Genomic DNA, 14,577 nt, shown 5'->3' with positions numbered 1-14,577 from the left:
TTAAAATAAATCGATATAATACCCAAAAATCCGGAAAAATGACAAAAGGCTTTCAGAATGAGACCATTCTGAAAGCCTTTTGTCGACAATCTGAAAGGGCGCATTTCTTTAAGAAATACGCCCTTTTGAGTTTAGATTGTTATTTAATTATTCTGATGGATATTCATACGTTTTGAGGTGTGTGTGATTTATCAATTTCACCTCAGGTCCAACTGAAATTTGATAGGTCATTCGGTCTCTCCCTACTGGAATATGGTGTCCACCATCTGTAGGTTCAATTTCAAATGTAATTTCCAATAAAAAGCTACGGAAATCATTTACTCTTCTTGTTTCAATCACTTCAATCATCCACGGAGTGACTTGAGGTGAAAAATCCTTTAAAATCTTAGGCTGATAATAGCTAATTAAATCTTTTTGGATATAAGGAGTAAGCATTAGCATAAGCATATCCTGTAGTCTAAGTTCTTCAGAGTCTTGCGTTGATTTGACTGATGAAACGGTTATTGTTTGAAAAGAAGTAATAAGTAAAAGGAGTAGTACAAAAGTGACTAACATCTTTTTCATTTTCCTCAATCCACCTCTTACACCTTTATCAAGATTAATTGTATTGTTTCCTCTTCTGAATAAAGTATGTGTTTATTGAGCAAACGGGCCAATTCTTGAAGAAGCATTGTGCCTTTTTGCGTTATAGGGCCAAATTCTTGGTGCGAAATGTTCCTGATTCAAATGAAATGTGGTCACACCATTTCGGTAAAGGTCAGGCAGTTTTAGGTTCTAAAACTGAAGGGTTATGTCGAGGAGTCGAATGAAGAAGTAACGCTCTGAAAGGCTCCCCCTGAGTCGAATAGCACGCTGCTCAGTAAGGAAAATCGTGTTATAGGCGCGAGAATTTACCGTAACAGTCCGGCTGACGAAATCCTACTCGATGGGGTGGTGTAAATCATGGTTCTTGGGTTGAATCGAGATGGTGAGAATGCAATGAATATAGAATAATAAACTATGTTGCTGGCGAACTTCTGAATGTACGGGTCTAGACTGGCAATACATAGAAATGTGTATATCACTAAATGTGAGGTTAGCTGTGGATGAGTAAGAATCAAGAATATAAAAGTCCATCTAGTGTTACAGGAACATGTAAGGCTAACAGGCTCATAGGGAGCACCTAAGTTTGGTTCCATAATAGATGTAACTCAATCGATTTGGGATAGACTGTTTCAACAGTGTATTTTACAAGTACTTGAGCCGATTTGTGAAGCGAGGTTTTATAAGCATAGTTATGATTTTAGACCAAATCGTAATACTACTCACCATGCGAAAGCTGGGTTTGAAACACTCATCAATCGGGCGTGCTTATATCATTGTGTAGATGTTGACATCAAAGGATTTTTCGACAATGTGGACCATGCTAAATTATTAAAACAAATGTGGTCATTAGGTATTTGAGACAAAGCACTACTTTCCATTATTTCGCGTCTTTTAAAAGCCGACATTATTGGCGAAGGCTTCCCAACGAAAGGCACACCCCAAGGGGGGATATTATCGCCCCTTTTATCTAACATTGTATTAAATGAACTAGATTGGTGGGTTAGTAATCAATTGGAAAGTTTTGAAACACGAAAGCTATATAAATCGTATGGTGGCAGATATAATGCATTGAAACGATCGGACTTGAAACATTGCTACATTGTGAGATATGCCGATGATTTTAAAATCCTGTGTCGCACTCGTTCACAAGCGATTAAAATGTTCTATGCCGTAAAGGATTTTCTTCAAACAAGGCTTCAATTTCAAATTAGTGAAGAAAAATAAAAAGTAGTCAACTTAAAGAAAAACTCATCAGAGTTTTTAGGGTTTCGACTTAAAGCACATCGGAAAAGGACAAATAAAAGAACTCTCTATGTCGCTCGCTCACATATGACAAGGAAAGCGCTCAAAAATGCACAGATAAAGGTCAAACAAGCAATCAAAGTAATTCAAAAACACCAATCAGCTGAGAATGTTTGGCGCTTTAATACCGTTATACTGGGAATCCAAAATTATTATTCTGCTGCGTCACACATCACAGATGATTTAATTGAGCTGAACAATCGTCTTCATAAAGTATTATATAATCGTTTAAATGAAATAAGAAAAGAAGCAACGTTTCAGGACCTCACAAAATCCTTACAGAAACGGTATAAGGGTTATAAATGTAAGCTCTATAAAATAAAAGAAATGGCACTTGTACCTATTCATGCCCAACGCTGTAAGGTAAATCTAAATTTCTCTCAAACTATCTGTAACTATACTACCGTAGGTAGGAATAAGATTCATCAAAACTTACGAGCCATTAATAAACAAACACTCGCTTACGTAATGAAACATTTTATTCCTAGGCGTTCCATCGAATATAACGATAATCGGATTAGTCGGTTTATTGCACAATATGGAAAATGCGCTGTTACAGGAATCGAATTAGGACTAGACGATTGGCATTGTCATTATAAAACACCATATCATCTTACAAAAGATGATTCATACGGGAATTTAATGATAGTGCATCAATCTGTTCATCGCCTCATTCATATGAATAATCGAGAGAAAATACAAGTGTTGTTAAACGCACCCAAATTAAATGAAAAGCAACTTAAAAAGGTTAATGAATTGCGTGAGCAATGTCTGAACGAGGCTATCTGATTCTACATTTTATCTTGCATACACATAAAAATTGAATGAATTGGGTTAGTTGGAACGCCGTATGCTGGGAAACTCGCCTGTACGGTGTGAAGTGGGGGAAACGCTGGTGATAACGTCAAAGGCTTACCTATAACTATCATAAAATTTAGTATTAAATTGGAGAATTATGTTAAATTATACAAAGGATATATCAGGGAGGGTAAATGTTTGATACAATTAAATTATTACCCAAAAATTGGTATTGGGAATAGACTTCACTTTAATATTAGTTAGGAATTAAGGAAGAGGGGGGCAATAATGAACGAGAATCCAATCAAAGTATTGTCAAAAAGTCGATTTTATATATTTATATCTTTATTCGTATTGTTCTTATTAATTGACACACTATTGGAGCTAAATATTATTGTAAAAATGCATGAAAACTGGTACGAAAGTACATATAGTATTATCACTGTGAGCCTTCTTACGGTACTCATGGTCGGATTTTTTAATAGTTTCATATCAAGAATTTATTTATACAATGATTTTATTTACATTAAAACATTATTTAAAAAGAAGAAAATCTATTATAAAGATATTAAAGAACTAGATTTTGGTTCTTCCGGTTCTCCACAAAATTTCTATTTTGTACTTTATGGAGAGGGCGGAAAAGTGTTAGGAATCATACAATTACAGTATGATCTTGGTAAATTGAATCAGCAAAAAGATTTTATTAATTTTATAAAAAATCACCAACCAAATATCAAATTGGATAAAAATTGCGAAAGATTATTACAGAGATAAACATCCTAATAAGACTATGTACCTTTTGAGCAATGATGGAATGGCTAAGCTGTTGATTTATCTTGTAATTAATTAAAGGGAGATTAAAAAGTAATACAAATGGAGGGACTTATGATTGCTTTAATTAAGTATTGGGGTGTTAGAAAAATCACTTCATTATTTTTTGTTGCTCTCTTTTTATATCTAGTATGTACGCCTATTTTAAAAGTTTTTTATTCTTTCATACAACAGACAAATTCTTATTTCACTTTCTCCACGCCATACATCACAAAAACAAATTATATCATTTTTCCCTTGTTCATTTTGGTCTTTCTTTATAAAAAATTAGAACTCACCCATTTTGGACGTATTTTTTTTCCTGTTGCGATCACAATTTTTATTCTTTTTGGAGTACTTACTAATCTTTATTTCAATACGACAGATGAAGACGGTATTACTTCACAACGAATTTTGATAAGAAATACCTATGGGTGGGAAGATGTTGAACATATAAAAGTTTACGCACAAAGTTATAAAAAAATAAATTTGTTCGGCAAAGAAGAAAAAATGTATAGAAAGAAAGGAAATCGTTACATCCATTTTTATGAATATCGAATTTATTTTAAAGATGGGCGATCTGTTAATGCTTGGGATGACCTGGATTCTTTATATCGATTAGACCAGTTTGTTAAGAAAATACAAATACCGATTGAATATGATGTAAACGAAAGCCTACGAACATCTGACAATGAAGAAGACAAGGGTAAAGAGAATGCTATATTAGGTCTTCATCAATTACAATAACTAAACAATCTGTTTTTAACAGTGGGAGTCATTGCTGTCATCTTCATCATAAAATCTATGACCAAACTAATAAGAGAGTTAGAAGTGAAGAAATACATTTCAACAATTAGGCTCAATTGTTGAAATAAGAAAAGCATCTTTTTTTCATGAGAAAGCTATTGATTAAAAATGAGTATTTTGAAATAACTAGTATTATTAATGAGAATGGAGTTGGGAAAATGCCTATTATTACAGTTAAATTGGCTAAAGGTAGATCCATAGAGCAAAAACAACAATTTGTAGAAGCAATTACGAATGAAGCAGTGAACACATTAAATGTAAAAAAAGAATGGATAACAGTGATATTTGATGAATATGAACGAGAAAATTGGGCTTCAGAGGGTCAACTACATTCGTTAAAATTTGGTGAAGGTTTTGGTAAGCAGGGAACTAAATAAGCTTAATCAATAATAGGATGATTTCAGAATAGAAATTGCGCTTTTTTGCTTTTAAGGACCATATTGTTGAGCATTGCCTTTAATGTACAATGTGATTAGGTGATGCGAAATTGGGGGGATATCAATGATATTAGTAAGTTCTTGTTTAGCGGGGCTAGAGGTAAGATATAACGGCACACATTGTTTAAATAATAAGATCATGAAACTAATAGAAGAGAAAAAGGCTATTACCGTATGCCCCGAATTACTTGGTGGCTTTTTGACTCCTAGAGAACCCGCAGAAATAATAGGTGGTAACGGGGAAGACGTATTGGATGGAAAAGCTAAAGTAATCGAAAAATCAGGGAGAGACGTTACGGAACTATATATAAAGGGAGCTTATACTACTCTAAAAAAGGCCATTGATGTTAACGCAACAGTAGTTGTACTGAAAGACTATAGCCCATCCTGTGGAAGTTCAATGATTTTTAATGGTGAATTTATAGGAGAGAAAATTGCAGGAAATGGAGTTACGGCTGCTCTATTAAAAAGAAACGGTTTACAAGTAATTTCGGAAAAACAGATTACCAATAATTTCGATGAGATAATATAATTATTGGCTCTATTCTTGAGCAAGGATAAGCACTCATTTTTCATTTAAGGGGTGAAAAGATCGCTTAAAATAAACAAAAAATCCGATAAATTAATTATTGTCGTTCACGAAATATATGGAATGGATAGGCTACACTGAGTTGGACATTTTGTATAAGAGATTAAGATCAATTCCTATGTCTATCAACGAAGAAGAGCTTTATATGGAGCAATGGGCATGATAGCCTCGTTTGGCTAAGACAGCCCAATATAGCTGGCTTTCTGGCGCAACGAATCATGCCCATAGAGGCTCCATGTCAAGCAACTTGTGCGCCCCTTATACGTTAAGAAGATAATTCAACCACCTTTAAAAAGTTGTCCAAAACTGTTGCCGTACCAGAATTAATCAACATATGTTGGATTTATGTGAATTGCTATCAGAACAAAATTTCAATGTCATTTGTCCAAATTTATTGGAACAAGAAATGCCTTTTGATTATTCTCAAGAGGTAATTGCTTACCACAATTTTATGGATAATGTAGGTTTCGAAAAAGGATTACACAAAGTAAGAAATATATTATTACATAGTCAAGGTGAGTATTCAAAAATATTTATCATTGGATTTAGTGTAGGGGCAACGGTTGCATGGTTGTGTAGTGAGGAAGAATGTGTTGATGGCATTGTTGGATACTATGGTTCACGTATTAGGGACTATGTAAATATAAATCCAAAATGTCCGGCATTGCTATTTTTTCCGAAAGTAGAAAAATCATTTAAAGTTAATGAATTAGTTTCAACTTTAGATAAACTAAATATAGATGTACATATATGTAGTGGTGAACACGGATTTAGTGATCGATACTCTTTTAAATATAATGAAGAATTAGCTCAAAGTACATTTAGAGAAACATTGTACTTCTTCAAAAGTAACTGAATTTTTTATTCCACGGGCACTTTTCTTTAAAAATTATATAAATTAGGAGTAAAACCGTATTTCATAATTGTGAGTGCGGTCTTTTTTATTTCTAAAAGTCAATAATCACCCGTACATTCTCAAGTTCTAACGCTTCAGCAATTTTACAGATTGCCTTCTTTGGAATTCGTTCGAGTTGATTAGTTACTAATTAATAAAGCCGCCTTTATAATGGTGGCTTTAACAGTTATACACGTGCAAGTTCGTAAAAGAATGGATTTAAATTCATATATCAAAAGAAGAATATTTAGCAATACCGAGCTTTATTCTTATTTTGCAGTGCTATCCATTATAGATATTTACGCCAATCACAAAGAATTGATACTCAAATTACAAAGCTGTATTGGTTAAACTGAAAGGGGCTTATTCAACAAACGTGCGCTTTTCAAAGGATGATTTTGCATCATTTTTTATTTAATCAGGACATGGAGCAATCTTCCGTAAACTAGCAAATAGAAGCTTCCGTTATTCAAGAATCGGGCGCGATCTAAGAGTAAAATCGCGCTCCATTAAATGCAGTTTTTTTTAAATAATCTGCATTAAAATTATTTATACCTTAAAATGTTTAATTCGTTGTTGGTTTATCAGTGCGGGGATAAATAAATATAACGCATAAGCAAAAGACATCCACGTAGTAAACGCAATAATTTGTGAATCATCTAATTTAGGGAAAATCAAATTGTGATTTGATATAGAAAAAGTATCTAATGATAAACCGATGATAGTCCCAATTACTCCAAATTTTAATGGTGCGTTCTTTGATTTATCAAAAAATAAATAGATATAAGTAACGCCCCACAATAAAAGTCCTGTTCCAAGTACTAATAACAAGATGCTGGTTGTAAAGTTTTCTTTACCAGGACTAAAGAGGACATGTTCTCCAAAAAACACAAAAAACAATGTTGCAAAGAACCAAATGAATACACCCCATAAGGTAGTGATTAAATAATTCTTCATTATTAAGCCTCCCTGTTAAGTAAATGAGTAAGACCTTTAAATAGTAGTTCAAGTTCTTCGTATGTTTTATCTACCGGAAAATCTTTTTGTACCAACGCTTGTAGTGCTATTCCATCGACAATTGCATTAATGAGAATTCCCCATGTTTCAATTGAGACACCATCAATCGGTGACTTTGACCATAAATTTAATAAGTTGTTAGTTAGTGCGTTGTTTTCAGATTGTGATATTTCACCTAATTGATCCCGCATTTTTTCATTGTTAAAACTCGAAACAATCAAAGTGAGAAATAACTTATGAAAGGAAGAGTCGTAGGAACACCGACTTTTAGCTGATTCTATCGCTTGACTAAGAATATATGGGTGACTTTGTTGTGAAATCTCTTGCCACGAATTTTTGCAAATATCTTCTACTATATCTAACAATAATTGCTCTTTTGTTCCAAAGTGATAATAGATTGTTCCTTGCGTTACCCCTGCTACGTCTGCCACGGATCGCAAAGTAAACTTTTCTATCCCGTTATTAACTAAACACTCTTTAGCGCTTTTAATTAACTCCTCTTTATTGATAACATTTGGTTTTGCCACTTTACTTCCTCCTTATTAGTTATTCAACTAACTAACTTAATTACATAAATTTTACCATCCGATATTTATAATTACAATAATTTCTTATTAAACTATATTAGCTGAAATAAAAAGCAGATGGTATAGAGGAGCGATAACGCAGCTCTAATTGACCATCTGCTTTTATTAAAATGAATTCTTATATTTTTTAAAGAATTCTTTATTCAAAGACTGAACTAATTGTTACTTGTATCTAGCTCACGATTGTTTTCAACCCTCTTATCAATTCTCTTCGTAGATTTTAGAGCGGATAATCCCATCATCACAAGAGAAATGACACCTATTCCTCCTATAACACCCATTCCGTTTTCAAAAATATCTTTGTTAAAAAATAAAATATCTCTTAATTCTTCTAAGCTAAAACGAAACGGAACCCAAGAATACAAATAATCTTTTGTGATATTTGGCAACATTTCTGGAGCCATCGTTAAAATTGGCATCGCAAATAAAAATAGCAAAATTAGTATCGGTGACGCTATATAGCCAATCAAATTTAGCAATGCACTTTGTAGAAGGAAAAAGCAAAAGCCTATAGTAAACATTGCAAAAAACAGACTAGTTCCATTAGATGTATCTACATCTAATATATTTACCGCTAAAAGTACTGCAATACTAGAAACTAATATTGTATAGAGGATACCGGATAAAATTTGGCCTGTAATTAACCCCATAGTCATAGATCCATTGTTTAATTTTCTAGCAATTGTAAAGAGTAACATAGCGCTTATAAATGTTCCAAGCCACAATATTTGTGTGAAAATTGCTGGTGTATTGCCATTAGCATTGTTTACAGGAACTGTATTAACTTTCTCTGTTTTGATGGTTATAGGATCTGAAATTAATTTCGCTAAATTAATGGTTAAAGGAACTTTCATCTCTTCAATTTGTGTATAAAATTGTAATTGAATTTGCTGATTAAAATTTGCTAATACTTCTTTTGCTATTTGGTTAGCTAAATTTACTCCTACTTGATTCATTCCTTCATTAATTATAATGTTAGTTTCTGGTTTGGTTGGACTATCTGTTAGTAGGGAAAAAGTGTACTGTGATAACTTCTCTGGTAACACAATCGTTACATATAGTTCTTTATTGTTCATAGCAGTAATAGCTTCTTCTTTTTCTTCAAAAGTTTTCCATTCAATACTTTTTATCTCCTTTTTGTTGATTTCCCTCAACAACATTTCACCAAAGTTAACTTCCTCTCCACTAGGAAGTTTTATTCCTTTATCTTCTATTACTACGGCAATTGGTAATTTCTTTGGTGTAGGATTTACCGAAGATCCCATAAATGCAAAGGTAATTATACTTGTTGCCAATATAATGATTCCTAACCCTATCCAAAGTAATTTGTTTTTGAATAATAGTCTCAAGTTATACCACTCCTTTTGATAGACACTTTGTTGATTATTTAACAAACTGTCGTATATAATGATATTATAGAAAATATTCCCAAGCATTCAATGTTTAATTTACTTCGTTTTGTATAATAGGCGATATTTTCAAAGTTATTGTTGTTTATTTTACAAATTGAAAAAAGGTGTGGAGAAATGACAAAAAAAACAGATTTACGTGTATTAAAGACGCAAAAACTAATAAAGGAAGCATTGATCTCCCTTATAGACAGAAAGGGGTTTGAATCTATTACAATTCAAGATGTTGCAGATGAGGCTCTTATTAATAGGGCTACATTTTATTTACATTACCAGGATAAATATGACCTACTTGAACAAATTAGCAACGCCTATTTGAATGAATTAATGGATGCAGCAGATATTACCTTTCATTTGAAAAAAGGGGAGGTTAACGTCAACAGATTCAAAATCACACTAAGGAAAGTAATTGAAAATATCGAGAAGAACAAATTATTTTATCAAGTTATGCTAGGACCAAATGGAATTCCTAACTTTACTAATAAAATTGAAAAATTATTATCAGATAAATTTAAGATGACCTTTAATTCTGTTTATGGGAACTTAAATCAATTGGAGGTTCCTGTGGATTTAATACTCAGTTTTATCAGCTCCGCGTATATAGGTGTATTAAAGTGGTGGCTTAGTGATGAAGGTAGTACTTATTCAGTTGATTTTATGGTCGAACAGCTAGCAACTTTAATTACAAAGGGGCCTATTAATGCCATAGGACATAAAATAATTTTTAATGAGGAAGATAATTAGATTAGATGATGGGAAACTAATAATTTAATTGAAACACCTAAAGTTCTCAAGGTATAGATATTATTATGTTCATTTGGAGGGGGAGTATGGAGAATACTCATAAAATAGCTATAATTGGTGGGACAGGAAAGGTTGGACGTTTTATTGCTACTAAAGCATTACAGAATGGGTACCAAGTTCGTATGCTTGTTAGAAATCCCGATAAATTAACTTTAAGAGATGATAAAATTGAGATAGTAGAGGGAAATGTACAAAACTTTGAGGATATTCGAAAACTATTAAAGGATTGTCAAATAGTTATAAATACTTTTGGTCAGCCAATTAAAGAAGAGCCCATTTATAGCAGTGTGACTAAAAAAATACTTGAAATTATGGAAGATTTACAGATAGATCGTTATATTGGTGTTACAGGCGGTTCACTCACTATTAATGGAGATAAAAAAAACATTATAAATAGAGTTGGAGCAAAAATGTTTGAAATTATCTATTCTAAAATGATGGTAGATAGGAAAAAAGAATGGCATATTCTTAACAGTAATAAATTAATTAAATGGACGCTAATTAGGCTTCCATTTATAGATGATGGCAATGAAATAGGATATATAAAAGAAAATCTTATAGATATGCCCGGAACAAAAATCACTAGTCAAGATATTGCGACTTTTATCATCAACCAAATTGAAAATCCAAAGTATGTACATAAGGCACCATTTATCTCAAATTAATAACATTTAACCATTTGAACTAATGTAAGGATAGATTAGAATATCAATTTCACATTGAAACATTAAATGAGTTATTGAGGATTACGAAAGAAGAAGTTCGTATTTTTCCTTTAGTTGACCTAGAGAGAAAACGTTATGAGCATTTAGATAAAATAGTAAGTTATCTGGTTGACAATAGTTGTACAGTTGTAGAAGTCAAAGTACCATATGAATTTCAGATAAATGCTAATTCGATGTTAAAAATTCAAAAAGGTTAGTAAAGAAAGGGGCAACATGGATGCGTTGTCCCTTTTTGAAATAATTTTTATTGAGCTTGGTGGAGACTTTAGTTGTTTTTTGTTGGTATCCACAACTCCAAGTGCTGGAAGTCCTGCGCGGATTACAACCAGTAACAACGCCGCTTCTAATAAAACAAATAATGGATAAATATGGAGACTCTAAAAGATGATCATCATTAAAATGCCCATTGTCCAGTAGGCAAGGAGAGAGGTTGGGTAATTTTAATAAAAGTAGGTACCATAACTTCTTTTTTTGGAATTTTACATATTATCCGACACTTTATATTACTTTAATATATATTCACGCACCAAATAAATATAAAACAATAAATTTCACACGTTTAAGTAATTAAGTAATCTTACATCTCACTCTCAAACATTTTGACCTTTGCGGATAAAGACAAAACTTTCGTGCATCAAAACATTCTCCTAAAATAAAAATATCCTACAAGAAAGACTTTGTTTAAGTGTCTATCTTGTAGGGCATATTTTATTAAATCTTAAAGTTAATCCAATGTAATAATGTTTATAGCTATTGGTAATGAAGATCCACCAGCATGCACAATATCAAATTCTATAAAGCCTTTGTTATCGGTAATTTTATAATCCACGAGATTTGCCACATCTTTCATCGGCTTTAAAGATGGAATGTTAATAACATCATCTTTTATTTTCAGAGAACCACTATAAATACCACCTCGACTTGCAATTCGCACTCTGACCGTCTTTTCTTCCGCAGATTCGTTTATGTATGGAACTTTTACTTTATAAACAACACCAAAATGTCCTTTATTTGCAACAGAGGTAGCATTTTTCATTAAACTAGTTTCGGCATTTAATAAATTATCTGTAATACCATTAGAAATACTGTAGGATACTTCGCCATCCTCATTTATTTTATACGTTGGGAATGTCGCAGAGAGTTCAGAACTGCTCCATACACCTCTAGAATGAAAATTGTGAGGATCTGTTGGAACAGGTGGCGTTTTAATTGCTGCTAAATCGCTATTATCCTTACTTACCACAGTTCGAATAATATAATTCATTTCACCTGCACCTGTTATTTTGGCAACAGTAAAGTCATTTACTAACCCTATTATTTCATTCGGCTTTAATGTAATACTTTCAAGCTGTATAGATTCACCAGGCTTAATTTGTTTGCTAGGTGTATTGGTACCAAACAATCGATTATGTAACAAAGCTGAAGAAATAGGGAGACCTATTTCATATGCATAAAAGCTATTTGAACTAATTTTATGAATGCCTTGCAAGTTTCTAATTTGAATCGTATTTGTTGGAGAAAGGTTTTCGATTGTAATTCCAACTTGGATCTTCTCAGCTAACTTATTGATATGCCAACCAAATACTCGATGATCTTGTCCATTACGTTTTTCCTCAAAAATATCCGCCGCAAGTGTAGCATTGTCCTCATTTATTGTATTGGAATCCAAAACTTCTGGGTTATCACTAACCATTAATCTTCTATTTCCAGACATTTTTACATTATCGATATTTTTAATGTTCGAAATGTTTATCTGCTCTTTTTCTAAAAAATCAATTACAACTTTCGGCATTGTAATATTGATTTTTTTACTAGTCGGATCATAATGAACTTTTCCATCAAAAGCTTCACCAACATAACGTAGAGGAATCATTGTTTTTCCTTTATATAAAATTGGTGGCGCTGTTAAAGTGATTTGTTGTTCATTCGTTAAAGCAGAAGTGGAATCAACGGTCATTTTTATTTCCGTTTCCCCTTTAGTAGCATATACAGCGCGTTCATGTTGAACCCACTTAACTGTTGCGCCCATCGCTTCAAAAGTTTCTCTTATTGGCACTAAAGTAGTTTCGTCTTTTACGATTGGTTTGATTGGATAATTAATTCTTTTACCATCCACAAATACTTCTGAACTGGATATGGGGTAATCTGGTTCATTGGCTTTTATCGTAGAGGTATTTAGGAATAATGATCCTATGCTAACAATAAAAACAGAACCAATCATCATCCCTTTCTTTACTAACCTCATTAAATGGAACCTCCTATTTGTAAAATTGTATTTATTTACCTCCCTCTATAACATTATACAAAAAAACAAAACGATCCGTTGCATTTAAATAGCTTTTGAAAAGATTTCCTAAAGTACTCTGTATTAAACAGAATGCTTTCCTCGTTTACATGCTCATTAGTAGACACCGTTAATAAAAAAATTTGCATTCATTATATAAGTTAATTATTATATAAGTAATTCGTTATATAATAAACGAAACAATTGTATGATCTTGGAGGAAATAGAAGTGCTTACTGCAGTATTAGCAACAATGATTTTTTTAGTAACATTAATTTTCGTCATTTGGCAGCCAAAAGGATTAAATATCGGCTGGACTGCTTGTGGGGGGGCACTACTCGCTTTAATTGTTGGGGTAGTTGATTTTCAAGATGTTTCTGAGGTGATCGGAATTACCTGGAATGCTACATTATCGTTTGTAGCCATTATTTTAATTTCATTAATTCTCGATGAAATTGGTCTATTTGAATGGGCCGCGTTACATATGGCAAGGGCAGCAAAAGGGAATGGCATTAAAATGTTTGTCTACGTCAGTCTTTTAGGGGCAATCGTGGCAGCATTGTTTGCCAATGATGGGGCCGCTTTAATTTTAACGCCTATCGTGTTAGCAATGGTTCGAAATTTAAACTTTAAAGAAGCCATGATCTTCCCATTCATTATGGCGAGCGGATTTATAGCAGATACCACGTCTTTACCATTCATTATAAGTAATTTAGTGAATATTGTATCTGCAGATTACTTTAGCATTGGCTTTGTTGAATATGCTTCAAGAATGATTATTCCAAATTTATTTTCGTTAGTGGCAACCGTAACCGTTTTACTTATTTATTTTAGTAAAAGTATTCCAAAAGAATATGATCTAACAAAATTACGAAATCCCCATGAAGCAATAAAGGATATCAAAATGTTCCATCTTTCTTGGTATGTCCTTGGTTTATTGTTAATTGGTTACTTTACAAGTGAATTTCTCAACATCCCTGTTTCCTTTGTAGCTGGGATTATTGCGATTTTCTTTATACTCATGGCTAGAAGAAGCTCTGTCGTAAATACGATCGCCGTTATTAAAGGGGCACCTTGGAATATCGTATTTTTCTCCATTGGTATGTACGTCGTGGTCTATGGTTTAGGTAATGCATGGCTAACGGATTCTTTAGCTCATGTCATTTCAATGTTTTCTGATAAAGGGTTATATGCAGCAACGATGGGAATGGGCTTTATTGCGGCTATTTTATCTTCCGTGATGAACAACTTGCCAACTGTCATGATTGATGCGTTAGCGATAGCTGAAACGAATACGACTGGAGTTATAAAAGAAGCGTTAGTTTATGCTAATGTGATTGGTTCTGATTTAGGGCCAAAGATTACCCCAATCGGTTCATTAGCGACATTAGTTTGGCTTCACGTATTGTCACAAAAAGGGATAAAAATTTCATGGGGCACTTATTTTAAAACGGGGATTATTTTAACAATTCCGATTCTGTTTATTACATTATTAGGCTTGTATCTGACATTATTAATTTTCTAAGGA

At 32.8% G+C, this 14,577-nt stretch carries 13 protein-coding genes and 1 pseudogene; 9 read left to right on the top strand and 5 right to left on the bottom strand.

Annotated elements, in window-relative coordinates; all coding sequences use genetic code 11:
• Positions 1–147 precede the first annotated feature (147 nt).
• Positions 148–564, bottom strand: coding sequence for a DUF3888 domain-containing protein (locus EK386_RS13415; protein WP_126659689.1), 417 nt, complete (start codon positions 562–564; stop codon positions 148–150).
• Positions 565–1,194: 630 nt separating this feature from the next.
• Between EK386_RS13415 and EK386_RS20835 the strand changes: the two are divergent.
• From EK386_RS20835 to EK386_RS13385, 6 genes and pseudogenes are all read left to right on the top strand, one after another.
• Positions 1,195–2,676, top strand: a pseudogene (locus EK386_RS20835) (reverse transcriptase domain-containing protein); the annotation flags it as partial.
• Between the two features lie 297 nt (positions 2,677–2,973).
• Positions 2,974–3,459, top strand: coding sequence for a hypothetical protein (locus EK386_RS13405; RefSeq protein WP_126659688.1), 486 nt, complete (start codon positions 2,974–2,976; stop codon positions 3,457–3,459).
• A gap of 111 nt (positions 3,460–3,570) precedes the next feature.
• Positions 3,571–4,242: a hypothetical protein gene (locus EK386_RS13400; protein WP_126659687.1), complete on the top strand. Its 672-nt coding sequence runs from the start codon at positions 3,571–3,573 to the stop codon at positions 4,240–4,242.
• Between the two features lie 218 nt (positions 4,243–4,460).
• Positions 4,461–4,679, top strand: a complete 219-nt coding sequence (locus EK386_RS13395; protein ID WP_126659686.1) for a tautomerase family protein — start codon at positions 4,461–4,463, stop codon at positions 4,677–4,679.
• 124 nt (positions 4,680–4,803) lie between these two features.
• Positions 4,804–5,271 carry a 2-thiouracil desulfurase family protein gene (locus EK386_RS13390; protein ID WP_126659685.1) on the top strand — a complete coding sequence of 156 codons (468 nt, stop codon included), beginning with the start codon at positions 4,804–4,806 and terminating at the stop codon, positions 5,269–5,271.
• A 379-nt stretch (positions 5,272–5,650) separates the two neighbouring features.
• Positions 5,651–6,184 carry a dienelactone hydrolase family protein gene (locus EK386_RS13385; protein WP_281274267.1) on the top strand — a complete coding sequence of 178 codons (534 nt, stop codon included), beginning with the start codon at positions 5,651–5,653 and terminating at the stop codon, positions 6,182–6,184.
• Positions 6,185–6,772: 588 nt separating this feature from the next.
• On the opposite strand, the gene EK386_RS13380 is transcribed toward EK386_RS13385, so the two are convergent.
• The 3 genes from EK386_RS13380 to EK386_RS13370 form a co-directional block, all read right to left on the bottom strand.
• Positions 6,773–7,180 carry a DUF5367 family protein gene (locus EK386_RS13380; protein ID WP_126659683.1) on the bottom strand — a complete coding sequence of 136 codons (408 nt, stop codon included), beginning with the start codon at positions 7,178–7,180 and terminating at the stop codon, positions 6,773–6,775.
• 2 nt (positions 7,181–7,182) lie between these two features.
• The gene (locus EK386_RS13375) at positions 7,183–7,767 is read right to left on the bottom strand and encodes a TetR/AcrR family transcriptional regulator (protein WP_126659682.1); all 585 of its coding nucleotides are present in this window, start codon (positions 7,765–7,767) and stop codon (positions 7,183–7,185) included.
• Positions 7,768–7,982: 215 nt separating this feature from the next.
• Complete coding sequence (locus EK386_RS13370) at positions 7,983–9,176, bottom strand: YhgE/Pip domain-containing protein (protein ID WP_126659681.1); 1,194 nt, start codon at positions 9,174–9,176, stop codon at positions 7,983–7,985.
• A 177-nt stretch (positions 9,177–9,353) separates the two neighbouring features.
• On the opposite strand from EK386_RS13370, the gene EK386_RS13365 reads away from it, so the two are divergent.
• Positions 9,354–9,980: a TetR/AcrR family transcriptional regulator gene (locus tag EK386_RS13365; RefSeq protein ID WP_126659680.1), complete on the top strand. Its 627-nt coding sequence runs from the start codon at positions 9,354–9,356 to the stop codon at positions 9,978–9,980.
• 86 nt (positions 9,981–10,066) lie between these two features.
• Entirely contained in the window at positions 10,067–10,705 is a 639-nt protein-coding gene (locus EK386_RS13360) for an NAD(P)-dependent oxidoreductase (RefSeq protein ID WP_126659679.1), read from the top strand.
• Between the two features lie 784 nt (positions 10,706–11,489).
• Here the strand turns inward: EK386_RS13360 and EK386_RS13350 are convergent.
• On the bottom strand, positions 11,490–13,010 hold the full coding sequence (locus EK386_RS13350) for a stalk domain-containing protein (protein ID WP_126659678.1): 1,521 nt from the start codon (positions 13,008–13,010) through the stop codon (positions 11,490–11,492).
• Positions 13,011–13,278: 268 nt separating this feature from the next.
• Between EK386_RS13350 and EK386_RS13345 the strand changes: the two genes are divergently transcribed.
• Positions 13,279–14,574 (top strand): arsenic transporter, encoded by a 1,296-nt coding sequence (locus EK386_RS13345; RefSeq protein WP_126659677.1) that lies wholly within the window; start codon positions 13,279–13,281, stop codon positions 14,572–14,574.
• The last annotated feature ends 3 nt before the right edge of the window (positions 14,575–14,577 follow it).

Source organism: Lysinibacillus antri (assembly GCF_003977595.1).
Classification (GTDB): Bacteria; Bacillota; Bacilli; order Bacillales_A; family Planococcaceae; genus Ureibacillus; species Ureibacillus antri.
This window is presented reverse-complemented; position numbering and strand designations above follow the sequence as displayed.